This window comes from Polynucleobacter kasalickyi (genome assembly GCF_900176405.1).
Taxonomy (GTDB): domain Bacteria; phylum Pseudomonadota; class Gammaproteobacteria; order Burkholderiales; family Burkholderiaceae; genus Polynucleobacter; species Polynucleobacter kasalickyi.
The window spans coordinates 106,554-130,954 of sequence record NZ_FWXJ01000007.1; the positions used below are offsets into that span (position 1 = coordinate 106,554).

Annotated in this window: 22 protein-coding genes; 5 read left to right on the forward strand and 17 right to left on the reverse strand. The window is 41.2% G+C overall.

What is annotated here, in order from left to right; translation table 11 throughout:
* Positions 1–21 precede the first annotated feature (21 nt).
* Positions 22–1,017 carry a Bug family tripartite tricarboxylate transporter substrate binding protein gene (locus B8983_RS07950; protein ID WP_084283611.1) on the reverse strand — a complete coding sequence of 332 codons (996 nt, stop codon included), beginning with the start codon at positions 1,015–1,017 and terminating at the stop codon, positions 22–24.
* 130 nt (positions 1,018–1,147) lie between these two features.
* Between B8983_RS07950 and B8983_RS07955 the strand changes: the two genes are divergently transcribed.
* The 3 genes from B8983_RS07955 to B8983_RS07965 all read left to right on the forward strand — a co-directional run bounded on the left by B8983_RS07955 (position 1,148) and on the right by B8983_RS07965 (position 4,242).
* Positions 1,148–2,131 carry a Bug family tripartite tricarboxylate transporter substrate binding protein gene (locus tag B8983_RS07955; RefSeq protein ID WP_084283612.1) on the forward strand — a complete coding sequence of 328 codons (984 nt, stop codon included), beginning with the start codon at positions 1,148–1,150 and terminating at the stop codon, positions 2,129–2,131.
* 114 nt (positions 2,132–2,245) lie between these two features.
* Entirely contained in the window at positions 2,246–3,439 is a 1,194-nt protein-coding gene (locus tag B8983_RS07960; RefSeq protein WP_084283613.1) for a CaiB/BaiF CoA transferase family protein, read from the forward strand.
* A 2-nt stretch (positions 3,440–3,441) separates the two neighbouring features.
* The gene (locus tag B8983_RS07965; protein ID WP_084283614.1) at positions 3,442–4,242 is read left to right on the forward strand and encodes an enoyl-CoA hydratase; all 801 of its coding nucleotides are present in this window, start codon (positions 3,442–3,444) and stop codon (positions 4,240–4,242) included.
* Positions 4,243–4,309: 67 nt separating this feature from the next.
* Here B8983_RS07965 and B8983_RS07970 read toward each other — a convergent pair whose 3' ends face one another.
* Together B8983_RS07970 and B8983_RS07975 are read right to left on the reverse strand one after the other, a co-directional pair.
* Positions 4,310–5,857 (reverse strand): UxaA family hydrolase, encoded by a 1,548-nt coding sequence (locus B8983_RS07970; protein ID WP_084283615.1) that lies wholly within the window; start codon positions 5,855–5,857, stop codon positions 4,310–4,312.
* A 127-nt stretch (positions 5,858–5,984) separates the two neighbouring features.
* On the reverse strand, positions 5,985–7,586 hold the full coding sequence (locus B8983_RS07975) for a GAF and HD-GYP domain-containing protein (RefSeq protein WP_084283616.1): 1,602 nt from the start codon (positions 7,584–7,586) through the stop codon (positions 5,985–5,987).
* 246 nt (positions 7,587–7,832) lie between these two features.
* Here B8983_RS07975 and B8983_RS07980 point away from each other — a divergent pair, with 246 nt between their 5' ends.
* Positions 7,833–8,759, forward strand: a complete 927-nt coding sequence (locus B8983_RS07980) for an autotransporter domain-containing protein (protein ID WP_159460859.1) — start codon at positions 7,833–7,835, stop codon at positions 8,757–8,759.
* Here the strand turns inward: B8983_RS07980 and B8983_RS07985 are convergent.
* From B8983_RS07985 to B8983_RS08045, 13 genes are all read right to left on the reverse strand, one after another.
* Positions 8,756–9,739: a Bug family tripartite tricarboxylate transporter substrate binding protein gene (locus tag B8983_RS07985; protein ID WP_084283617.1), complete on the reverse strand. Its 984-nt coding sequence runs from the start codon at positions 9,737–9,739 to the stop codon at positions 8,756–8,758. The genes B8983_RS07980 and B8983_RS07985 overlap by 4 nt on opposite strands.
* Before the next feature lie 117 nt (positions 9,740–9,856).
* Complete coding sequence (phaZ, locus tag B8983_RS07990; RefSeq protein ID WP_234986946.1) at positions 9,857–11,074, reverse strand: polyhydroxyalkanoate depolymerase; 1,218 nt, start codon at positions 11,072–11,074, stop codon at positions 9,857–9,859.
* A gap of 16 nt (positions 11,075–11,090) precedes the next feature.
* The gene (locus B8983_RS07995) at positions 11,091–11,522 is read right to left on the reverse strand and encodes a cupin domain-containing protein (protein WP_084283618.1); all 432 of its coding nucleotides are present in this window, start codon (positions 11,520–11,522) and stop codon (positions 11,091–11,093) included.
* 2 nt (positions 11,523–11,524) lie between these two features.
* Positions 11,525–12,193 carry a glutathione S-transferase family protein gene (locus B8983_RS08000; RefSeq protein ID WP_084283619.1) on the reverse strand — a complete coding sequence of 223 codons (669 nt, stop codon included), beginning with the start codon at positions 12,191–12,193 and terminating at the stop codon, positions 11,525–11,527.
* A 181-nt stretch (positions 12,194–12,374) separates the two neighbouring features.
* Entirely contained in the window at positions 12,375–13,352 is a 978-nt protein-coding gene (locus B8983_RS08005; protein WP_143736133.1) for an ABC transporter ATP-binding protein, read from the reverse strand.
* Positions 13,353–13,359: 7 nt separating this feature from the next.
* Positions 13,360–14,397: an ABC transporter ATP-binding protein gene (locus B8983_RS08010; protein WP_084283621.1), complete on the reverse strand. Its 1,038-nt coding sequence runs from the start codon at positions 14,395–14,397 to the stop codon at positions 13,360–13,362.
* The gene (locus B8983_RS08015) at positions 14,394–15,269 is read right to left on the reverse strand and encodes an ABC transporter permease (protein WP_084283622.1); all 876 of its coding nucleotides are present in this window, start codon (positions 15,267–15,269) and stop codon (positions 14,394–14,396) included. The genes B8983_RS08010 and B8983_RS08015 overlap by 4 nt, the downstream gene beginning before the upstream one ends.
* A 2-nt stretch (positions 15,270–15,271) precedes the next feature.
* Positions 15,272–16,222 (reverse strand): ABC transporter permease, encoded by a 951-nt coding sequence (locus B8983_RS08020; RefSeq protein WP_084283623.1) that lies wholly within the window; start codon positions 16,220–16,222, stop codon positions 15,272–15,274.
* A gap of 3 nt (positions 16,223–16,225) precedes the next feature.
* The gene (locus B8983_RS08025; RefSeq protein WP_084283624.1) at positions 16,226–17,839 is read right to left on the reverse strand and encodes an ABC transporter substrate-binding protein; all 1,614 of its coding nucleotides are present in this window, start codon (positions 17,837–17,839) and stop codon (positions 16,226–16,228) included.
* A gap of 157 nt (positions 17,840–17,996) precedes the next feature.
* The gene (locus tag B8983_RS08030) at positions 17,997–18,731 is read right to left on the reverse strand and encodes an RraA family protein (protein ID WP_084283625.1); all 735 of its coding nucleotides are present in this window, start codon (positions 18,729–18,731) and stop codon (positions 17,997–17,999) included.
* A complete protein-coding gene (locus tag B8983_RS08035; RefSeq protein ID WP_084283626.1) occupies positions 18,728–19,279 on the reverse strand; it encodes a 3-isopropylmalate dehydratase small subunit in 552 nt (183 codons plus the stop codon). Before B8983_RS08035 ends, B8983_RS08030 begins: the two co-directional genes overlap by 4 nt.
* A 2-nt stretch (positions 19,280–19,281) precedes the next feature.
* A complete protein-coding gene (locus tag B8983_RS08040) occupies positions 19,282–20,544 on the reverse strand; it encodes a 3-isopropylmalate dehydratase large subunit (protein ID WP_084283627.1) in 1,263 nt (420 codons plus the stop codon).
* 3 nt (positions 20,545–20,547) lie between these two features.
* Positions 20,548–21,534 carry a Bug family tripartite tricarboxylate transporter substrate binding protein gene (locus B8983_RS08045; RefSeq protein ID WP_084283628.1) on the reverse strand — a complete coding sequence of 329 codons (987 nt, stop codon included), beginning with the start codon at positions 21,532–21,534 and terminating at the stop codon, positions 20,548–20,550.
* Between the two features lie 184 nt (positions 21,535–21,718).
* On the opposite strand from B8983_RS08045, the gene B8983_RS08050 reads away from it, so the two are divergent.
* Entirely contained in the window at positions 21,719–22,711 is a 993-nt protein-coding gene (locus tag B8983_RS08050; RefSeq protein WP_159460860.1) for an NAD(P)/FAD-dependent oxidoreductase, read from the forward strand.
* A gap of 48 nt (positions 22,712–22,759) precedes the next feature.
* On the opposite strand, the gene B8983_RS08055 is transcribed toward B8983_RS08050, so the two are convergent.
* The gene (locus B8983_RS08055; RefSeq protein ID WP_084283630.1) at positions 22,760–24,394 is read right to left on the reverse strand and encodes a gamma-glutamyltransferase family protein; all 1,635 of its coding nucleotides are present in this window, start codon (positions 24,392–24,394) and stop codon (positions 22,760–22,762) included.
* Positions 24,395–24,401 lie beyond the last annotated feature (7 nt).

The window sequence follows — 24,401 nt, forward strand, 5'->3', positions numbered from 1 at the left end:
ATTTTTCTCTGGTTTTTACTGTTAATCTAGTTTTAACTTACTTTTATTCACACTGGGAACCCATAAGTTAATTTGTGAAAGCAAAAACTTGTCTTGTTCATTTTGGGCAATATTCAGAACCCGTCCACCATCTTTTTCTACCTGCGCAATAAACTCAGGATCCTTGTTAATTTGCGCCATCGCATCGCGTAATTTCGCAATGACCGGTGCAGGAGTGCCAGCCGGTGCAAAAATCCCAAACCAGCTCTCCCCATTAAATTTCGTTAGATTGGATTCATTAATCGTCGGAATTTCAGGCAAAAAAACGGAACGATTCTCACCTGAGGTAGCAAGTCCTTTTAATTTGCCGGCTTGAACATACGCTTTACAGGCTGAAATATTATCAAAAATCATATCCAAACGCCCTGCCATCATTTCTTGGTAGGCCGGAGGAGCCCCCTTAAATGGCACGTGCACAAGGTCTAAACCCAAGTTATTCGTCAGCACATGGGCCCAAACATGTTGTAAGGTACCAATCCCAGCCGAACCATAAGAAAGTTGACCTGGTCTCTCCTTTACATATTTTACAAACTCTGGAAAATCCTTGACTGGTAAATCAGGCCTTACCGATAAAACAAATGGATAAGAAGACACATATCCCACAGGGATGAAATCTTTCGCTGGATCATAGGAAAGATTTTTCATGAGGGCTTTATTCATGACCATATTAAATAAACCACCGACAAGCAAGGTATATCCATCAGGAGTCGATTTTGCGACAAAATCTGTACCAATTAAGGAACCAGCTCCAGCCTTGTTCTCGACAAAAGCAGATTGATGAAAAATCTCACCTAACTTTTGTGCGACTTTGCGACCAATAATATCAGTGCCACCACCTGGGGCAATAGGCACGATGATTTTAACGGCTCTGCTTGGGTAATCAGCACTTTGAGCATGCGCATAACTAGCGCCAAGTCCAACCATTAAAAACATTGCTAGAGTATTGAGAATAAGATTTTTCTTCGGATTTCTTTTCAAGTTGCCTCCATTGATAACTCGATTGATTAATATTTATTATGTTCTCTAAATTTAGCATATCTACCAAGAGAACTCGCATTATATGGTTTCAAGTATGTTATCTTTTATGGAATAAATAAGGGGAGATCCTATGTTGACGCGTCGTCAATTTGTTCAAATTTCTGCTTTCAGTTTTGGTACTCACTGCATTTCTGCAAAAGGACAACTAACCAGACTAGAAAATGCCAAAATTATTGTCGGATTTGCACCGGGTGGAACTGCCGATATTGTGGCAAGAAGAACATCGGAGAAATTGAGTGGGCACTATGCTAGTAATGTTGTTTGTGAAAACAAAACTGGGGCTGGGGGACAAATAGCGGTTCAATTTGTAAAAACTTCGCCAAGCGATGGTTCTACGATTCTTCTCACCCCCATGTCGATGTTGGGCATCTACCCTCACACCTACAAGAAACTTCCCTATGATCCAATTTTAGATCTTCAACCCGTTGCTGGTGCCGCCAAATTTGACTATGGTTTAGCCGTGGGACCAATGGTGCCTGAGCATGTTAAAAATGTCGCTGACTTTTTAATGTGGTGCAAAACCAATCCCAAGCTGGCGAACTTTGGCTCTCCAGCATCTGGCTCTTCTCCGCATTTTATTGGTACGCTGATTGGCAAAACAAGTGGTATTGAATTGCGTCATATCGCCTATCGAGGTACTCAACCTGCAATTTTAGAGATGATCGGTGGACAAATTGCAGCAGTGGTTGGTCCAACGGGTGAGTTTACCCAACACACCAAATCTGGTAAATGCCGCCTACTCGCCACGAGTGATCTGCATCGCAATATTTATACGCCGAATGTCCCAACCCTCAAAGAGCAAGGTTTTAAGGAACTAAGTTTTTCAGAATGGTATGGATTTTTCCTACCAGCGAGTAGTTCAAAAGATCTTGTTCAGAAGTTAAACTTACACATACAAGCCGTATTAAGTGATAAGGACTTTTTAGGTGGACTAGCTACTTCCTATTTAATGCCCTATCCCACGACACCCAATGAATTAGCCCAACAATTAAGACTTGATTCTGCAAGGTGGCAACGCATTGTGGCTGAAATCGGATTTACGCCAGAGGACTAAATTCCAGAGAAATCTATTCAGCCGGCAGATTATCAGCTTGGGTACGGCCAAATGTTATGATGGAATGATAAGAAAACATGAGTGATATAAACCTTATCGATCAAGAGACAATTTATGGTAAAAACTGCAGATTCAAGTGCCCTGAAGCACTTAAAAATTATTGACTTAACTAGGGTTCGAGCTGGCCCTACTTGTGTACGTTTCTTTGCTGATTTCGGTGCTGAAGTATTAAAGGTCGAATCACCTGATGGCGTCGAGGCAAATGAGGGTGTAATTGGCCCAAGGGATAACTACGACAATTTGAACTTGCATCGCAACAAACGCTCCTTAACGCTTAACTTTAAAGAGCCTGAGGGTCTGAAAATTTTATATCAATTAGTCAAAGATGCTGATGTCGTCATCGAGAACTTTAGACCCGATGTAAAAAATCGTTTAAAAATTGATTATGAAACCCTTAGTAAAATAAATCCTAGAATTATTATGGGTAGTATTTCAGGGTTTGGCCAAGATGGCCCCTACGCAAATCGTCCAGGATTTGATCAAATTGCTCAGGGAATGGGTGGTTTAATGTCGATCACTGGTATTCCAGGTCAAGGTCCAGTCCGGGCTGGTATTGCTGTATCGGATTCAACAGCTGGTAACTACGCTGCGATTGGCATTCTAGTGGCCTTATTAGAGCGTGAACAGTCTGGCAAAGGTCAGTGGGTACAATCCAACCTGCTTCAATCGATGATTGGTTTATGTGATTTCCAAGCGGCCAGATATTTGGTCGATCACGACATTCCTCCTCAGGCTGGCAACGATCATCCCTTCTCTACCCCCATGGGTGTTTATCAATCAGCCGATGGCTACTTTAACTTAGGTGCCTCTGGAAATGGGCAGTACTACGCCTTGTGTGATGTTTTGAATCGCCCTGATCTCAGAGATGATCCAGACCTACAAACATTAAAAGGACGGACAGCTAGGCGAGAGTTCGTCAACCAAGAGCTGAATAAAGAGTTTGCTACGCAAACAAGTAGTTATTGGATTGATCAACTCAACGCGAAAAGTATCCCTTGCGGCCCCATCTATAATATGGCGGAAGTCTTCAGCGATCCTCAAGTTGAGCACTTAGGTGTTGCAGTAAAAGTAACGGACCCCAATAGAGGTCCTATTGAGTTAGTAGCAACCCCGATTAAATTATCAAGAACACCAGCGGCTGTTAGTTTTACCCTGCATGCCAAAGGCTCAGATAATTTAGAATTACTTCAGTCACTTGGCTATAGTCAAGATGATATTAAAAAACTACAAGAGAAAAAGGTTATTTAAACATGTCAAATGAACAAATAAATGTTGGTGTTTTAGATCATTACATCGAAAACAGAGTGGGTTATATCGTTTTTAATAACCAATCAAAATTTAATGCCGTCAATTACGATATGTGGTGTGCCCTACCGAAGATTATCGATCAATTTGTGCGCGATGACCAAGTGCGCCTGATTGTGATTACTGGAGCGGGAGAAAAAGCCTTTATTTCAGGGGCTGATATTTCTCAGTTTGCCTCTAAACGCACAGGTGATGCTGCAGCAGAATATAACAAAGCGACCGATGCTGGGTATCTAGCAGTAGTTAATTGCCCAAAACCTACGATTGCTAAAATCAAAGGTGTCTGCATGGGCGGTGGCTTAGGACTTGCACTCAATTGCGATATCAGGATTTGCGCAGATAATGCTAAATTCAGAATGCCCGCAGCAAGACTCGGTTTAGGGTATTCGATGGATGGTCTCAAGCGCTTTGTGGAAATTGTTGGCACAGCCAATACAGCAGACTTGTTTTTTAGTGCTCGCATTTTTGATGGGCAAGAAGCGCAGCGCATTGGTTTAGTCAAACAAGTAATCGGCATTGATACTTTTGAAGAAGTTTTTAACCAATACATCGAGCTCGTTGCAATTAATGCACCAATTACAATTGCCGCCGCAAAACAAACCCTCATTGAACTTCGCAAGTCAGCTTCAGAACAAAATGCAGAACTCATTAAATCAATGGTTAATGCTTGTTTTGCCAGCGAAGACTATCAAGAAGGACGTAAAGCATTCATGGAAAAACGGATTCCTAATTTCCAAGGTAAATAATTCTCCCAGTTTCTTCGGTCGAAAAAAAAGCTCTTCACACGAAGAGCTTTTTTGTTGAGCGTACCAATTAACTCATAATACCAATTTGCCAAGGTACAAATTCATAGTCACCAAGGCCTAATTCTTCACTCTTTGATTGTTCACCAGAAGCAATCCGCAAGAACAATTCAAAAATTCTTTGACCCATTTCTTGCAAAGTCACTGTGCCATCTAAAATCTCACCACAGTTAATGTCCATGTCATCTGTTAAGCGCTGATACATCGGAGTATTCGTCGCTAATTTGATGCATGGCGCTGGTTTGGAACCAAACATAGAACCACGACCAGTAGTAAAGGCAACTAAATTAGCACCGCCGGCAATTTGACCGGTTGCAGAAACCGGATCAAAACCCGGGGTATCCATAAATACAAAGCCCTTGGTGGTGACAGGTTCAGCGTATTTATAAACGGCCATCAATGGTCCAGTACCACCTTTCATGGAAGAACCAAGGGACTTTTCAAAAATATTGGCTAAACCACCAACTTGATTACCAGGACTTACCTGACCATTAATTTGTACATCGCGACCGACTGAATACTCGTCTTTCCACCAACGGATTCTTTCAATCAATTTTTCACCGATCTCACGACTAGCCGCTCTGCGCGTTAAAGTATGTTCTACCCCATAAATTTCTGGGGTTTCAGACAAAATGCCAGTACCACCATGGCGAGCTAAAATATCAATCGCCGCACCCAGCGCAGGATTGGCAGTAATCGATGAAAATCCATCTGAACCACCGCATTGCAGACCTACGCTTAAATGCGCGGCACTGACCGTTTCACGTTTCACGCTATTTGCTTTTGGCAACATGGCCATTACTGCTTCAATACCTGCTTGAATGGTTTTAGTGGTACCACCAGATTCTTGCATGATAAAAGTGTGCAGATTGGAATCTTCAGAAAGATTTTCTTGTTCCATTAATCCTTTTAATTGATTCCGCTCACAACCAAGACCAATGATCAAGGCGCCAGCTAAGTTTGGATGGGTAGCATAACCAGCCATCGTCCGACGCAACAATTGCATCGGCTCACCAGTCATTTCCATCCCACAACCAATTGAATGACTGAAGGCAACCACACCATCGACATTGGGATAGTCTTTTAGACGTTCTGGAGTAAACCAAGCGGCGATCTTATTCACCACGGTTGCGGAGCAATTGACGGTTGATAAGATACCAACAAAGTTTCTAGTACCCACTCGACCATTGGCACGCACATAGCCTTGAAAGGTCGCTCTTTCATTTTCTGGGATCATGTCGACAGGCTTAAACTCGCTAGCATGGGCATAATCACGATCGAATTCTCGAAAATCGGTATTATGGCTATGAACCATATAACCAGGTTCAATATCCGTATTGGCAAAACCTACTGTAACGGCATATTTAAGGATTGGCTCGCCCTTCAAAATTTTTCTAGCGGCAATCTTATAGCCAGCAGGAACTTGACTCTTGCAGGTCATATTTTCACTAGGTACCTCAGTACCAATCGTCATATCAATCCTAGCAACGACAATATTGTCGTTTGGATGCAAGCGAATGATTGGACCACTAAGTTTTTTTTGGGATGTTTCAATCATAATTTCTTATCTCTTTAATCTGTATTTTCTATATTGTGTATTACTGCATTCCTAACCATCTATTTTAACCACTTCAACAATCTGCCTTGAATTGTCTGGGTTTGATCGTCAGCCCAGGCCTTTATTTTCAATGGACTGGGCGCGCCTCAAAACCAGGAATTTGGGTTTCATCGATGAGGTCAATCTGTTCAGGCTTTAAAAATTTCCTTGCATATGCTTCATAGACTTTTTCCCACACAAAGATATTGAAAATATCAGGGTCTAGATGTTGATCCAATTTCATTTTCCCTAAAATCATCAATGCTTCACTTAATGTTTTACCTTTTTTGTAAGGTCGATCTGAAGCAGTTAAGGCTTCAAAGACATCGGCAATCGCCATACACCTTGCTTGGACTGACATTTCTTCCCTGCGTAGACCTTTAGGGTATCCTCGACCATCCATTCTTTCATGATGCCCACCAGCATATTCAGGGACTCGTTGTAAATGTTTTGGCCATGTCAAGTTCGCCAACATATCAATAGTTACTTCGATATGGTGATTAATAATTTTTCGATCCAAAACATTTAAGGTGCCAGACCGAATAGATAAATTCTCAACCTCTTCTGCCGTAATAAAATCATGGGAATTCTTGAGATAATCTTCCCAATGATGGGATTTAGCTATTTGCTGAATACGACGAATAGACGCATCACTCATCCACTCCCCACCAATATTACTTTCTTTTAAAAATTTCAAATCATCAATTAAATGAAGCTCTGTCTTCTGCCAATCCTCTTGGCTTAAAGAGCCCTTTAAAAAAGCAATTTCTAAATCACGACGAATGATTTCTAAACGTAATTCTAATACGCCAATACGATCATAAATTTTTTCGAGTTTAGTTGCTTTATCAACAATATGAACTGGCGTTGAGACTTTTCCACAGTCATGAATTAAACCCGCAATATGTAATTCGTAACGATCAGCATCAGTCATCTTAAAATCTTTAAGCGGACCTTTTTCATTATTATTTACGGCATCTGCAATCATGCTCGTTAACTCTGGTACACGACGACAGTGGGCTCCGGTGTAAGGAGACTTATCGTCAATTGCGCCATTAATTAAATCAATAAACTCTCTAAACAAATTTTCCAACCGAAAAATCAAAAGGCGATTACTAAAAGCAATCGCAGCCTGTGAAGCCAAGGCTTCTAAGACCTCTTCATCATCGGCACTAAAAGAAATAATTTGGTTTGTTTCTGCATCTGTTGCATTGATTAATTGCAATACTCCAATAATTTCACCTTCATGATCTTGCATCGGCGTTGTCAAGAATGAAATTGATTTATAGCCTTTTAATTCATCAGCTTGTGTAGGAGAAACCATATCAAAATGGAGTTCCTTGTAGGCATTAGGAACATTAATTGTTCTGTTTTCATGAACAGCCTGAGTTGCCTCTATGAAAAAATTAGGGGAGCCATCGGTGTGATAAAGAGGTTTATTAGGAATTTCAATGGTTTTACCTGTAGTACCCCCCTCTTGAATATTGAGACTTTTAATAATTAAAATCTCACATTGCAGCTCATTTTCCGGAGACATCAAATACAGAGTTCCACCATCAGAATTCGTGATATCAATGGCAGAAATCAAAATTTCCTCCAATAAACTTTCAAGGTTTTTTTGACTCGAAAGAGCAATTCCCACATGAACTAATTTATGAAAGTTGGTGACAAAATTATTGCTTGAGCTCATGCATCGATCCTATTGAACATTTATCATGCAATCATTAGTTATGTCTGAATGCACAGAAATTGAGGGAAGAGGTAATTAGGGTTTCATAAAACGAATTACTAAGCCTATTATATGAAATCTATTCTTAACATAATGAATAGATTCACAATTAACTATTAGAATAGTATATTTCTAAACGCCTTTTTTCGTATGATTTCAGCTCACGTTTTAGACCACCTCCTAAAACGCAACGTCTTTCAGCTCACCATGCACTTGGTATCCTATACCTTCTTGTTCAGCTATGGGAGTTTGAGCTTTGCCCAAGCTTCTGGTTTAATCGATTCCTACATCAAAACAAGAGCGAATGCCTTTTTAACAGTGTCAGGCATGTCATTAACGCCCGACGTCACCACGGGTTCAATTTCGATTTCTGATACTAAAACTCAAAACCCTAATTTACAAATGACCTCTCTAGGCGGAGGTGGCACTCTATCCCCCGATTTCCCTTTGTATGTTGAAGGTACTTTGGCATTAAATCGATATGATCCATCATTTGTTAATAGCGGGGGCGGAGTCATACAACAGATTCCAGTCAGATGGAATAGTGTATCGGGAACAGGTGGGATTGGCTGGGATTTCCCCATCACCGATCAATTAAAAGTTCGGCCAATGGCAAATCTCTCCTTAGGCCACGTTGAAAGTGATCTATCGATCCTAGGAAGATTAATTCAATATAAGTTTGGTAAAGATATTGAGTTTCTTGATGGCGGTCGTCTCAACTCATATGGCTTGGGTGGTTCACTGATGCTTGACTATGAAGACTATCGCCCAGAGGAAGAAATTGACATTGAACTTAGATATACCAACATTAATTTAACGAGTTTCGATAGTAATTCTGTAGTGAGGGGTAATATGGATACTCAAAGTATCAGTTTGTGGGCGAGACGCAGAGTACCCCTTGGCTTTGAAGTATTTGGGATGCCCTTCAGATCGGTCACTGAATTTGCTCATAATGAATTTCTAGGCGATATGCGCGGGGCATTAGGCTTTAATTCCCTCACCTCTTTGGGCGCTGGCCTAGAATTAGATATCGAACAAAACGCTATTTTCTTTACCCGTGTCAGAATGATGCTTCGTTATGTGTTTGGTCAAAATGTGCAAGGCTGGTCTTTAGGATTTGCCGCTAGCTTTTAACTTGGAGTGATGCCTGCAGCTTTAACAACTTTGCTCCATCGATCTATTTCTGAACGAATGAAACCCGCAAACTCTTCAGGTGTATCTAATTCAACAATCGCACCTGATTTCTTTACTTCTTCCCGAGCAGCTACCGAACCGAAGGTATCATAAACCCCTTTATTGAGGATATTAATGATTTCTTTGGGTGTTCCAGCCTTTGCTACAACGCCATACCATTGGGTCGCTTCAAAGCCCTTTAACTCTGGCATCCCCGATTCTGCAATAGTAGGTAGTTTAGGTAGTGAGTCAATACGTTTGATACTAGATACCGCAATCGGGGTGACTTTATCAGCTTCAATAAATGGCATTAATGGGGGTGAGCCAGTCATGATCATATCCACCTGCCCACCAATTACATCCGTCACGGCAGGAGAAGTTCCTTTGTAAGGAATATGAATCACATCAATACCAGTTTGTAACTTAAAGTACTCCATAGCAATGTGGGCAGCACTTCCATTACCACCTGAACTATAAGACAATTTACCAGGTCGAGCTTTTGCATACTGAATGAGCTCCGCCACGGTCTTTACAGGAATTTTTGTGTTGACGACTAGGATATTGGTAACTTGAGCAATCTTAGAAATCGGCGCGATATCTTTACGAGGATCGTAGGATAAATTTTTAAATAATGGTACATTCACTGCTAAATTACCAATGTTGCCAAGATAAATCGTATAACCGTCAGCTGGGGCTTTGAGCATCACATCCATCGCAATTTGCCCACTTGCACCCGGCTTATTCTCAATAATCACCGGTTGCTTGTAAAGCTCTGTAAGTTTGTTCCCTAGCATTCTGGCAAAAATATCTGTAGAACCTCCCGGGGTATAGGGCACTAATAAGCGAATAGGTTTATTGGGATAACTACTTTGACTAAATCCAATTGCAGCATAAGTAAGGAGTAAAACATAAAGCAACTTTTGGAAGATTAATTTTGTCATATCAAAGTGAATGTGAGAGTTGAAATGACATCATACTAAATCACATAGAAATTACATTAGGGTAAACCCTTTGCTGGAACTTTTAAAGAGTTTAGTTCAAGTAGTAAGTGACTCACCTTAGATGCAAGATTGAATGTGGTTTCTGACAATCGGATAAATATACTTCTCCCATCGTTTGCCATTAAAAACACCATAATGACCAACCCCCGCTTGGAGATGATGAGACTTTCTATATGCGGGTAGCAACGCACATAAATCTTGCGCCGCAAGCGTTTGACCAATGCCACAAATATCGTCTCGCTCACCTTCAATCGTCAATAAAAACGGCTTCTTAATAGCTCTCGGATTGACGATACGACCTTTGCACTCTAAAACACCTTTTGGTAATTCTGTTTTTTGAAAAATCTTCTCCACCGTTTCTAAATAGAAATTTTCTGACAAATCCATTACAGCAAAATACTCTTCATAAAAATCAACGATTAACTGTGCTTCTTCGTGCTTACCCTCAAGGCGGAGCTGATAAAGTTTTTTGAAGGTATCTTGATGCCTCTGCATATTCATATTCATGAATGCAATGAGTTGGGTAACTCCTGGATAAACTCTTCGGCCCTTCCCAGCACATTGGTACGGAACATTAGCGATCAATTTTTGTTTAAACCACGAAATTGGTTTTTCATTAGCTAATTGATTTACCTTCGTTGGGTTGACCCTGACATCAATCGGGCCAGCTAAAAGAATCAAGGAAGCAGGCACGACATCACTTTTATCTTCAGACAGTATGGCAGTAGCAACTAGTGCGGCCACAGTGGGTTGACACACAGCCATCAAATGCGTGTCTTCACCAATAAAATGTAAAAACTGAATAATGTGGTCAACATAACTATCAAAATCAAAATCTCCCTCAATAAGAGGTACTTCACGAATATTTAACCAATCCGTTATAAAAACCTCATGATCTTTTAAAAGCGTTTTTAAGGTCCCTTTGAGGAGTGTTGCAAAATGACCGGACATTGGTGTGACAAGGAGTATTTTAGGTTCGCCTACTGCACCCTCTTTTTTAAAATGTAACAAGTTACAGAAAGCGGTTTGGGTAGCACAAGTTTCCTCGACCCTGCGATCAATACCCTCTGCATCCAAAATCGAATGAATATCAAACTCAGGACGAGAATGAGTAAAGCCCATCAACGAAACTTGTTCATTGATGGCCTTCACAGATAACAACGATTTAGGGATAAACCCATCAAAATAGGTGTCAAGAACATGATTATGTTCTTTCGCACCCCACCTTATTGGATCAATAAATTTAGCGAAATTTTGATAGGTTTGATACATCATATAGTTACCCTAATTTTTACCACGGTGTAACTGGAGGAACTTCGCAAGGACCTTCTGTTTCTACAGATGCAAAATCTGCTGGGCCAACGATTTCTAGGTACTCCATATCCGGTGAGTAATCAAATAAATAATGAACGATACCTGGTGCTTGATGAACACAGTCTCCAGCGGAAACCAAGGTCACCTTATCTTCATACATAAATCTAGCCCAACCTTTCATCATGATGACGATTTGAAAATCCGCCACATGATAATGCCAACCGGTACCATCGGTTGGTGGGAGATTGGCTTTCACGAGATGCGCAATTACTTTGCCGTGCGTAGCCTTTGCCACGCCTAAATCCCGGTATAAAAAGAAGTCTCTTAATCCATCTGGCAAGTATTTTGTATCACCAGGTTTAATATGAGAAAAATCTGTAGTTCTTTCAATTGCAGTTATGTTTTCCATGATTAAAACTCCACGTCTAGTTCTTCAATATCATCGGGTTCTTGAAGGGCGCCCATCACCCATTCCTGCATCTGCGGCATCGCTAAAATCGTATTGCTGTACTGCAAACACATACCTGTCAATGGAATATTGTAGGTTTGGAATCTTGTTACCACAGGCGCAAACATCGCATCTGCAATGGTCGGGGTTTTACCAAATAAGAATGGGCCTTTGTAGAGCGTTAAACACTCTTCCCAAATAGTAAGAATACGTTGAATATCTTGTTGCGCCTTTGACCAAACTTTAAAGTTGTTTAACTTCACTTTGAGGTTCATTGGCAAGGATGCTCGCATGGATGCAAAACCAGAATGCATCTCTCCTGAAATCGAACGACAATGCACGCGTTGTTTCATATTGGTTGGTAATAACTTCGCCTCTGGGCAAATTTCATTGAGGTACTCACCAATTGCTAAGGTGTCCCATATTTTGAGGCCTTGATGATCTAAGCGGGGAACTAGGATAGATGGTGAAAGCAATAACAACTCTGCCCTATTCTCTAAGCTATCGGACTCCACAGCTATCTCCTCAAAGGGTAGCCCTGATAGCTTAACCATTAACCACCCCCTCAGTGACCAGGAGGAGTAGTTTTTACTACTAATAGTTAAGGTCGTTTTATTTGCCTTAGTTGCCATACATTTCACCTATCTCGTTAGACATATAACAATTACAGTCTAGTAGTGAAAAATAGGATCAGAAAAATAAAAGCACTTGATAAGTGCAAAATAAAAAAAATTCCCCAAGAAGAAGTTAACTATTGGGGAATTTCGTAAAAATACTTCAATTATCAAAATATACAACCCGATAAGAAGTAGTTTAATTATTAATTAATGGATTCCAACATGCCACTTGGGTTTGATTTAGATTAATTAAATAGGGTGCATCTCTTTCACATTCTTGGTTTGCATAGTTACATCTTTTCGCAAAAGAACATCCCTTCACAAATTCGCCCATTTGTGGTGGCGACCCTGGAATAGCTTGCAATGATTTACCTTTAGACTCAAAGGTCACTACTGAATTAAATAATCCTTCCGTGTAGGGGTGTAATGGATGGGCTAAGATCGTATCAAGATCAGCTTTCTCAACGATTTTTCCTGCATACATAACGGCAATTTGATCGGCTAATTCTGTGGCGGCACCAATATCATGGGTGACAAAAATCAGTGCCATGTTCAATTCCTTTTGTAACTCTTTGAGCAATAATAAAATTTGCATTTGCACGGTTGCATCTAGGGCCGTAGTGGGTTCATCAGCTAGCAGAATTTTTGGATGACAAGCCAGTGCCAAAGCAATCATCGCACGTTGCCTCATCCCGCCGGATAGCTCATGTGGATTGGCTTTAAAACGTTCTCTGGACTGAGGAATTTTCACCATATCTAATAAATCAAGGGCACGATTTTTTGCTTCTTGATGTGAAATAGATTCGTGGGCTCTGATCATCTCTACGATTTGATAGCCGATGGTATAGACTGGATCAAATGCAGCCCCAGACTCTTGAAAAACCATCGAGACCGCTTTACCACGATAGTCAATAAGCTCTTTTTTTGTCAGATCAAGAACATTTTTACCCCCAAAAAGGATCTCCCCAGAAATCATCGTATTACGCTCTTCATAAAGCCTTAATAAGGCGCGAAGTGTTACGCTTTTACCGGAACCTGATTCTCCCAGTAAAACTAAAGATTCCTTTTCATGAAGTTCAAAATTTAAACCATTTAGAACTCTAGTGGAGTGATGGGAATCTTTTATAAAATCCAAATGAAGCTGATTTACTTTTAAAAGTGGGCTATTTTTCATTACGGTATTAATCCAAAGTTTTCTGAGCATGGGCAAGGTGGCAAGCTACCCAATAATCTTGATATGGCTCGACAAGGTTTAACTTCGGCTCCACAGCACAAATATCTTTTGCATGCGGACAACGCTCTTTAAATTTACAACCACTCGGTAAATCAATTGGGTTGGGAGGATCACCAGATAGGATGATTTTTTCAACACCATTCTTCTTTTTATATTCAGGTACAGAAGAAAATAATGCTTTTGTATAAGGGTGTCGTGGTTGCTCAAATATTTTTTGCGATGGACCGTACTCTACAATCTGCCCCAAATACATGACAATCAAACGATCACTAATGTAATTTACAACCTGTAAATCATGCGAAATAAATAGAAAAGTAAGTTGGCTTTCTTTTTTTAACTCAATTAGTAAATTTAAAATTTGTGCCTGAACCGACTTATCTAATGCAGCAACTGACTCATCAAGAATAAGCATTTTCGGATTGAATGCCAAGGCACGAGCAATGTTGACCCGTTGACGCTGCCCACCTGATAATTCGCTTGGATAACGGTTTCCAAAATGATTGGCATCTAGTCCAACCCGACCTAATAGTTGAATAGCTAATTCTCTGGCATCCTCTTTCTTCATGCCATGCATGGTGGGACCAAAGGCAATTGCTTCCTCAATGGTTAATCTAGGATTTAATGAAGAGTATGAATCTTGGAAAACCATTTGTAAGTTTTTTCTCAAATTTTTGAGAGAGATACCACGCATTTCATTGACGCCTTGACCATCAAAGATCAAATCTCCAGAATCATTTTTCAATAATCCTGAGATTAATTTTGCCAAAGTTGATTTACCACAGCCAGACTCACCGACAACGCCAAGTGTCTCGCCTTTTTTTAATTCAAAGCTTACGCCATTGACAGCGTGGACGTATTTTTTTTCTTTAGAAAAAAGTAAACCTTTTATAGGAAATCTTTTGTACAACTGATCAATAATTAAAAGTGGTTGATTGGCTCCACCCAAATCAGGATCTTGCAGAATATTTGTTTGACTAACGCTCATGATTTCCTCGACATCGCCTGACGGAATGCATCTGAAAGTAGGTTAAATGCAATCGATGTAATGAATAGCCAAATCCCAGGCAATGCTGCAAGCAAAGGTTTGGTATAAATAGATGGTCTTAAAGTATTTAACATCAATCCCCACTCTGGCTCTGGAGGCTTTACGCCTAATCCTAAAAAAGACAGGCCTGAAGCTAGAATCATACAAACGCTAATTAAACTGGTAGCGTATACAAAAATGGGACCAACCACATTACTGAGAATATGAACACGAATAATGGTTAAGGAACTAGCACCACTCATTCTTGCGGCATCGATGTATTCCATATTTCGTATTTGAGTAGCAGCACTTTCTGCCACGCGAACTATCTGCGGTGTGAAAACCACTGTCAAAGCAATAATGCTATTCATCACTCCGGGTCCCATTGCTCCCGAGATTGCTACCGCCAGTAATACGGAAGGAAATGCATAAAAAATATCTAGTGTTCGCATCACAAAAGTATTTAATTTTCCACCAATAAAACCACTCACTAAACCAATCGCTGTACCAATTACAAAAGCTAGCAATATGGGCGTAAAGCCGATTAAAAGAGTCATCCGACCGCCATAAATTAGGCGTGTCAACATATCTCTTCCAAGTTCATCAGTGCCTAATAAGTGTCCAGGAGCACCAATCTCTAACAACCTAGCGCTCATCGAACCCTGATAAGGATCATAGGCACATATCCAGGGTGCTAGTAGGGCGGACAAAAAAATACTAATCACAATCAATCCACTTACCCAGGCTGATCGATCTTTAAGAAAGATCTCAAAAACATCTAACCAATAAGTTTTTCTCTTGGCGGGAATAGGTTTAGTAGCGGTTATTTCCATGCTTATGACCTCATGATTCGTGGGTCAAGAACCGATTGCAATATATCAATCATCAAATTTAAAGCCACAAAAAACATACATAAAATTAATACAATTCCCTGTAATAAAGGAAAATCACGTTGAAAAATAGCAATATTCAAAAGAAAACCTGTACCAGGCCAAGAAAATACTGTTTCAATCAAAATAGATCCGCCCATCAGATAGCCAATTTGCAAACCAACGACCGCCAATACCATCGGTAGTGCATTGCGAATGACATGTTTCAGAATTGCTAAATCAGTTAAACCACGCGCTTTGAGTGAGACTAAGAACTCGCGACTTAATATGTCGGCCACAATAGACTTCACACTCCGCGTAATAATTCCTGTTGGAATTACCGCCATCGTGATGGCAGGTAACAACATAAACTTCAGATGTTCGAAATCCCAATAGAAGGTGCCACTATCTGGCCCTGCTCCCATAGCAGGTAACCATCCTAACCACACTGAAAACACAATGGTCAAAACCAAACCCAACCAATAGTGCGGAACGCTGATCCCAATCAAAGAAATCAAAGTAGCAACTCGATCAATCCAAGAGTTCTGATAAAAGCCCGCTACGCCACCTAATAAAAAGCCCAAACTAACACCGATAAAGCTAGCAATCAGCGCAATGGAAAGTGTATGTGAAAATGCCGTAGCAATCTCACCTCGTACGGGTCTTCCAGAAGCAATAGAAACACCTAAATCACCGCTTAAAGATTTCTTTAACCACATCAAATACTGCACTGGCACTGGACGGTCCAATCCATAACTAACCTTTAATGCTTGCACCACTTCATCCGGCGCATCTGCTGGAGCAATTGCGCTGATTGGATCGCCAGGAGCCATAAAAACTAATGCGAAGGTTAAAATTGATACCCCAAGAACAATAGGTACAGCAAATAAAATTCGCTTGATTAGATATAAAAACATTTTTTACATCTTGATCGTTGTCAAATCTTGAAACCAATGCTGTGCTTGGGTATAGTTCTTCACTTTAGGTGAGAGCATGTGTGGATTCGTATCATGAACTACCCATACCATTAAGGCATCATTCACCATTGCTTCATGAACTTTAGCTAAATAGCCATCTTGCTTTTTGGTGTCATATGTAGTTCGAATTTGTTTAATCAAATCATCAATCACTGGGTTAGCATAACCGCCCCAGTTCACTCCGTTTGGAGCGATATATTTACTATCCATGAATCGAACTAGAGCATAGAATGGATCAGCTGTAACATAGCCAAGGTTAATGGCTGTGATTCCTTTGCCCGCATTGAGAGGATCAGCAGAACCTTTTCTCCAATGGACATATAGATTTTCTAATTCAACGACTTCGAATTCGATATTAATCCCAATTTCAGCTAAACTTTGCTGCATAAATTCGTTCATTGGCAAGGACAACATCTGACCCGTTCCGCCTTTAGCAATAATCACTTTTGCCTTTACTGGACGATCTTTAGAATATCCTGCTTGCTTCATCAGTTCTTTGGCAGCAGCTAAGTCATATTTGATTTCGAAGTTTGGCTTACCAAACCAGGGATTGGTTTTATCAAGCTGACCAAATGCTGGCTGAGCTAAACCGTTCATCAAGGCTACTACTGCATTACGATCAATCGCAAGGTTTGCCGCTTTTCTAACGCGAATATCTAACCATGGTGAGCCTAATTGAGTACTAAAGTGGTATGGCCATACGTGAGGAGTCACGTTTTGAACTAATTTATATCCAGAGGACTTTAATTTTTGTACAGAATCTGGTGGCGGACTTTCAATCATATCCACTTGACCATTCATCAGTGCATTGACGCGCGTTAAAGCATCAGGAATCGTTAACAAAATCACCCGATCCGTTTGGGCTAGTCTAGTCTTATCCCAGTAGTCATTAAACTTCACTAACTCGGCACGTTCACGAGGAACTAGCTTTTCTAATTTAAATGGTCCTGTTCCAGACGGCTCATAAGAAAACTTATTCCAATCCTTCGTTTTAGCCCATTGAGTAGGACTTGAAATTAAAAACCACGGGAGTTGATAAGGGAATAAAGCATCTTCAGCTTTTGTAACGATATCAACATGTAAGTCATCCACTTTTTTAAAGCTAGCAATTGAAGGAATTCTAGGCTTTACTTGAGCTGCTTGCTTCGCATCGTATTGCTCAGATTTATCATTGAGCACCTTCTCTAAGTTCCAAATAACCGCCTCAGCATCTAATAAAGAACCGTCATGAAATTTGACCCCTTTGCGTAAGGTAAAGTGCCAAACTTTTTTATCTTTATCGTCTACCTTCCAATCTGTAGCTAAACCTTTAGCGAGTTTGCCAGGACGATTTGAAATATTTGCTTCCCAAGCAATCAATGGGTCATAAATAGTATGCCCTGTAAATTGATATCCACCAGCGCCTTCATTGGGTTGTCCAGCAGTGAGTGGAATGTCAGCCATTGAAATACCATAACGTACGACTGTTTCAGCAGAAGCTTGTTGGTTGAGAAGCAACCCACAAAATACCACCACCAGCCATTTCAGCAAGGATGCACGTTTCGAAATTAGATTCATTGAAATTTCCCAGTTGAGTTTCAAAAACCTAATTATCAGCAAGTGAACCTTGACGGAATACCCGGACCTCCCCAGAAGTGGGCGGCATTTTCCAATTCAAAACATATTCACCTTATTGGTGCGGATTAGGGGAAACCCTAGATTAACGCGTGATGTTTCAAGGAAGCGGATTCACGATGTCAGGTATCGACCAACCCTGGTTAATTTTTTGACTTAAGTCCTCTTCGAGGCGTACTTTTTTTTGCGCTAAAAGTAATACGGCATCAACGAATTGTCGAGGGACAAAACAAACACCTGACTCATCGGCTACGACTAAATCACCTGGATTTACCAGCACATCACAAATAGTGACAGGTCCATTAATTTCCTCAGACTGCCCCCTCCACTTACCTGTAATTGGTGTGACCCCTTTTGACCAAATGGGGTATTCAGACTCTTTAAAATCGGCTACATCGCGAACTACTCCGTCCACTATTGCTCCCAGCTCCCCCTGGCGCTTACCCATTCGACCGCCAACGCCGCCCATATTTGAGGCAGATTGAACGCCTTGAATCACTAAAACATCACCAGTTTGTGCCAAATTATGACACTCTGCTTCCGCCATTAAGTTATTTTTAGAGCGGACAATTTCATTCAAGTCACCTTGTCTTGCGACATTTCTCAACGTTAATGCAAGTCCTACTAAGTGACTCCCTGGAATGATGCACTTCAACATAGAACCAGGTATTGCTCCTGGTATACCTAGTTCATCTAATGCATCAGATACTGCACAAGTACAGTGACCAAGGTCCCTAAATGCCTGCAAGATAGACTCAGAGATACGTGGGGTTTCGATTCGGTTAATTTTGTTCGGATCAATCTTGCCGGTCAATCTTGGATGATTTCCACTCATTGAGGAACCTTTCCCTCTAATGGCATCCTCAACTCAGGATGTTCTTCTAAATATTCGATTAACATGCCTTTTAAACCGTCTTTCTCAATCATTTTTTGAACACCTTGATCGATTGCTGGAAAAGTAATCGAGGTATTTTGAGATAAATTTAACACCTGACCCGTTAAATAATTAACTTCTAATTCGTCGCCATTGTTTACAAATTGACGAATCCCATGACACTGGGTCAAGCAAGGAATCGCCGTTGCAACCACACCTTGAAAAGCCCTCACACCCATCGACTCACACAAAATAGTCAATTGCAGGGATTTCATCCCTAATAAACCTGTATTGTGGGCTTTGCCAGCTAAAAAATTTTTTCCACCCACAATCACATCACCAGGTTGAATTCGATGAATTAACTCGGGATCAATCTGTGCAAACAAGTGGGGAATAATTTTTTCTGGATCCGTGATACGAGCCGTAACCATATCAAATGCAATGACGCCACCGTCATGCGGTATGTCATCACCCAACACATGAGCATGTCCTCTAATGACCCATTCCATCTTTAACCTTTCAACTTTTTGCGATCTCTTGGATCTTGAATAAATCCGGAAATTGCCGAGGCCATCACGGTTAATGGACTTCCCAAATAACAGTATCCGTCGGTAGCACCCATGCGACCTGCACCATTTGTGGCAGCAGTAGAAATGGATACTTCACCTGGCCCAATTGGCCCACCTACCCCACCGGCGCAGGGACCGCAGCCAGGTGGCAAAATCATGGCACCTGCATCCATGAATAAATTCGTCAAACCTTTTTCGGCTAATTGTTTAGCCACACTGACGGTACCTGGCACGAGTATTAAACGAACATGTTCAGCAATGCGATGTTTTTGCAATACATTTGCTGCTAGTTGAAAATCGTCAAACATCCCAGAGCCACAGGCCCCGATATAAGCATGGTCAATTTTAAGTCCAGCCACCTTTGAAATCTCTACAGCATCATCAGGTGAACCGGGTAAAGATACCTGGGGCACAATTTGGCGAATATCAATTTGCAGAATATTCTCGTAATTCGCATTGGTATCGCTCCGAACGGATTCCGGGTATTCTTTGAGCATCTGATCCGTAGGTTCAAACATGACGTTAGCGACACCAATTTCAGTTAGCGTATTGCAAAGTGCCACTTTATAAGATAGCGGCATTCCACGAATTACCTCCCCAGAAAATTCAATAATTCGATAATCGTATTCGACATCAAATTCCTTTGAAGTTAGTTTTGAACTTAACCAAAAACCTAAATCCCTTGGATGAACTCCAGAAGCATATTCTCCAACCAATTCAATTTTTAAAGTCGGTGGTACGATCAGCCAATTAGTGCCGGTTGCTAAAACTGCCGTGATGTCAGGACCCGCACGTTGTGCAAAAGCACCAACAGCCCCAAAATTCGTGCAATGCATATCATAGGCAAATAAGAACATTCCAGGTCTGACCAAACCACTTTCCATTGGGAAAATATGACCATGCCCCCCCCTACCAGCATCGTAAAAATGGCCAACTTGCCACTTCTTTGCAATGGTTCGGTTGGCGCTTGCCTGTGCAATTGATTTGGGGTTGGTATAAATCACCTGATGATCAGTGACAAACATCACGCGTTCAGGATTGGTAATTCGTTGATACCCCAATCCATCCAGTTGTTTAAAAGCTGTTTGAATAAACCCATCATGCAGGATCACCAGCTCTGGATTTGGATAAAGGATATCCCCCGGTGCAACCGATTGACGGTTGGAGGCTTTCGCTAAAATTTTTTCACTAAGGGTTGAGCCCATCTGTTACTCCACCTTAATTTTTGCTAACTTTGCGCTGCGGGTCCACTTATCGGTTTCAGATTTGATAAATACTTTAAATTGTTCCGGCGTCCCCGGTCTTGCTTCAAAGCCTTGTTGTTCAAGGAGTGCTTTAGTAGAGGGTAAATTCAAAAACTTATTCAACTCCAGGTTTAGTTTTTGAATGATTACTGGGGGTGTTCCTGTAGGAACTAATAAACCACTCCAATCAAATACCTCAAAATCATTTAAACCCATTGAGTCCAAGGTCTTAACACCCGGATATTGAGGAATCGGTTTTTTTGAAGTCACTCCTAAAGCAATTAATTTTCCTGCTTTCACAAATGGCAAGGAAGGAGATACCCCAGAAAAACTAAAATCAATTTCACCAGCAACCAAAGCCGTAGTTGCTGGACCAGCCCCCTTATAAGGAATATGCGTCGTTTTCATATTGGCTGTTAAATTAAAAAGTTCACTTGCCATATGGGCAGCACTGCCACTGCCGGCTGTACCAAAAGTTACCTTCTCTGGATCAGCTTTAGCTTTTCGTATGAGCTCATCCATTGACTTAATGCCCGTCTTAGGAGCTGTGACTAAAACCAAAGGCGTAACGACTGATAAACCAACCGGTTCAAAATCCTTAAAAGTATCATAGGGCAACTTTTCATAGATTGCAGGATTAATCGTTAAAGCACCAATATGACCAACTAAAACGGTGTAGCCATCTGGCAAAGACTTCGCCACAAAATCAGTCCCAATACCACCTCCAGCACCAGCCTTATTTTCTACGACCACACTTTGTCCTAATTGTTCAGTGAGACCAGTGGCAATAATTCGAGCGGCAATGTCAGTGTTGCCACCGGGAGCAAATGGCACGATAAATTTTATTGGCTTGTTCGGGTAGTTAGGTAAATCCGCCCCAATACCAAGACTACTCGTTGCCAAAAAAATAATGGCAAAAAACTTTTTGGATGCGGTTTTTAAAATAGGCATGAATGTGTCTCCGAAGGATATTTATATTTATTTCTAAATTTTACTCCCGTTTTTCAGTTCATTTTTCTAATTGGGAATCTAAAAAATTCTAACTCAGGAAACGGCGTTCATTTTTAACCAGGAGTGCTAAACGACATTCAAATTTTGTTTCATAATGGTAGTTCTTTCATTTAATTTAGCCCCCATGACTTTAAAAAAAATAGCGATTGTTGGCACTGGAATTGCCGGACTATCCTGCGCAAAACAATTAATCAAGGCCGGTCATGAAGTCACTCTCTTTGAGAAAAGTAAAGGGGTTGGCGGGCGCATGAGTAACAGAAAATATGAACAGTGGCAGGCAGATCATGGGGCTCAATACTTCACGATCAGTCACCCTAAGTTTGTCAATGAGGTTAGCCAATGGCTAGAGCACGGTGTCGCACAAACTTGGCATGGCAAGATTGTTAATTATTGCAATGGCAACATATCAGAAATTAATCGAGATAGAAATCGCTATGTTGGTACTCCAACCATGACTGCACCTGCCAAGTTTTTGGCAAATAATCTTACCATTCAAACATCCCAAACTATTATTGGGATAAAGAAGGTAAATCAACATTGGCAACTAGTTTCTGAGGAAGATGGTCTTTGCCCTGGAGTCTTTGATTTTTTAATTCTAGCAATTCCGCCAATTCAAGCTCAGAAAATTATGGGTAAAGAATCAGCGTCTTTAACTGCATTTTGTCAGCAAGCTAAAATGTTGCCTTGCTGGACCTTAATTGCTTATTTCAAGGAAGCACTAACACTCCCCTTTGATGCTGCATTCGTTCAAGACAGCATCTTCTCTTGGATTGCCCGAGACAATTCAAAACCAGGTCGGCCAACTACCAATGCTTGGGTAGCTCAGGCGAACCCTGATTGGTCACTTCAAAATATTGAGTTACCGAAAATAGATGCTGAAAAGACGCTGATCGATACGTTTGAACAGCTATGTGGCACAAAAAGTGCTTTTAATCAGGTCCATCTTTGGCGTTACGCCAAGTTAGAGACGCCGATAACTCAGAATTTCGCAATTGATTCCAACGCACAACTTGGTATCTGTGGTGATTGGTTAAGGGCATCTAAAGTAGAAGATGCCTGGCTGAGTGGTTATTTTCTTGGCCTAGAACTAAGCGGTCAAAAGCCTGCGAGTGCTTAAATCGCTTTTGATGAAAGGTGGTGGCAAAATGAGGGTGCGTTACACCAACTAATATCCTGCCACTAAGCCATCTCTTCTCGAATCGCTCGCAGCTATATACCCATCATCTTGATCTTCACTCAGACGGCCAATAAACTGCCCGGAACCGAAATCCATATACGGGTCATCAATGCTCTTAATTTGGTGCCCCATACTGCTAAGCTCATTCGCCACGGTAGGATTAAAGCTCGATTCAATATCTAGAGTGAAATCACGATTGACTTTCCAACGCGGCGCATCACAAGCTGCTTGTGGCTGTTGTTGATAATCCAACATACGAATCACTGTTTGTAAATGACCTTGCGGTTGCATATCGCCACCCATCACACCAAAACTCATCTCTGGAACCGTAACGCCATTTACCTGTTTAGTAATAAATGCCGGAATGATCGTGTGGAAAGGTCGTTTTCCACCTTCAACTACATTTTCAGATTTGGGGTCCATTGAAAAACCAAAACCACGATTTTGTAGACTGATGCCATATTCTGGCACGACTACACCAGAACCAAAGCCCATATAGTTACTTTGAATAAACGAAACCATCATGCCTGATTCATCAGCACTTGTTAAATACACAGTACCACCCGTCGAAGGTAAACCGGCAATAGGAGATTGGGCCTTTTTCAAATCAATTAACTTCGCACGTGATTTTAAATAATCTGGATCAAGCATCTCCGATGGCTTGACTCGCATACTTTTTGGATCCGCAACATAAGCATACACATCGGCAAAGGCAAGTTTCATGGCCTCAATTTGAATATGTTGACTCAAGGTACTGTCTACAGGAAATTCTGACATATCGAAATTGCCAACAATCCCTAAAGCAATTAAAGCACCAATGCCTTGACCATTGGGTGGAATTTCATGAACGTCATAACCTCGGTAATTTTTAGAGATTAACTCTACCCAATCCGGTTGGTATTTTGCTAAATCTTGGCTCGTCATACTACCCCCGTGATTCAGGGAGTGGTCTGCTATCGCTTGAGCAATTTCACCTTCATAAAAATCTCTTAAGCCCGCCTTGCATAAACGACGAAAAGTTTTAGCCATTTGTGGTGCTTTAAACATCTCCCCTACCTGGGGCGCTCTGCCATAGGGCATGAAAAACTCTTTAAAACCAGGTCCTGACTGCAGTTCAGGGATTGCTGCCGCCCACTTATGCGCGACGATAGGCGCGACAGCATGCCCCCGCTCTGCAATTTCAATGGCAGGTCCAAGAATTGTTTCAAAAGGTAATTTGCCAAATTTCTCATGCAACGTGATCCAACCGGCGATAGCACCGGGAACCGTCACACTATCCCACCCTCTTTTCGGGCGATTCGCAAATCCCTTCGCATCAGAACCATACTTCCCTTGAAAATAATCAATATTCCAACTTTCAGGGGAAACGCCTGAAGCATTTAAACCATGGAGCTGTTGACCATCCCAAATGATGGCAAACATATCACTACCCAAACCATTCGATACTGGCTCGACAACCATTAACATGGCTGCCATTGCAATGGCAGCATCAACCGCATTACCACCCAGTCTCATCATCTGCAATCCTGCTTGAGAAGCTAAGGGATGAGATGTAGTCGCAACATTTCTAGCAAATACTGGAATACGAGTTGAGGGGTAATTAGCGTTCCATTGAAAATTCATCTAGTGC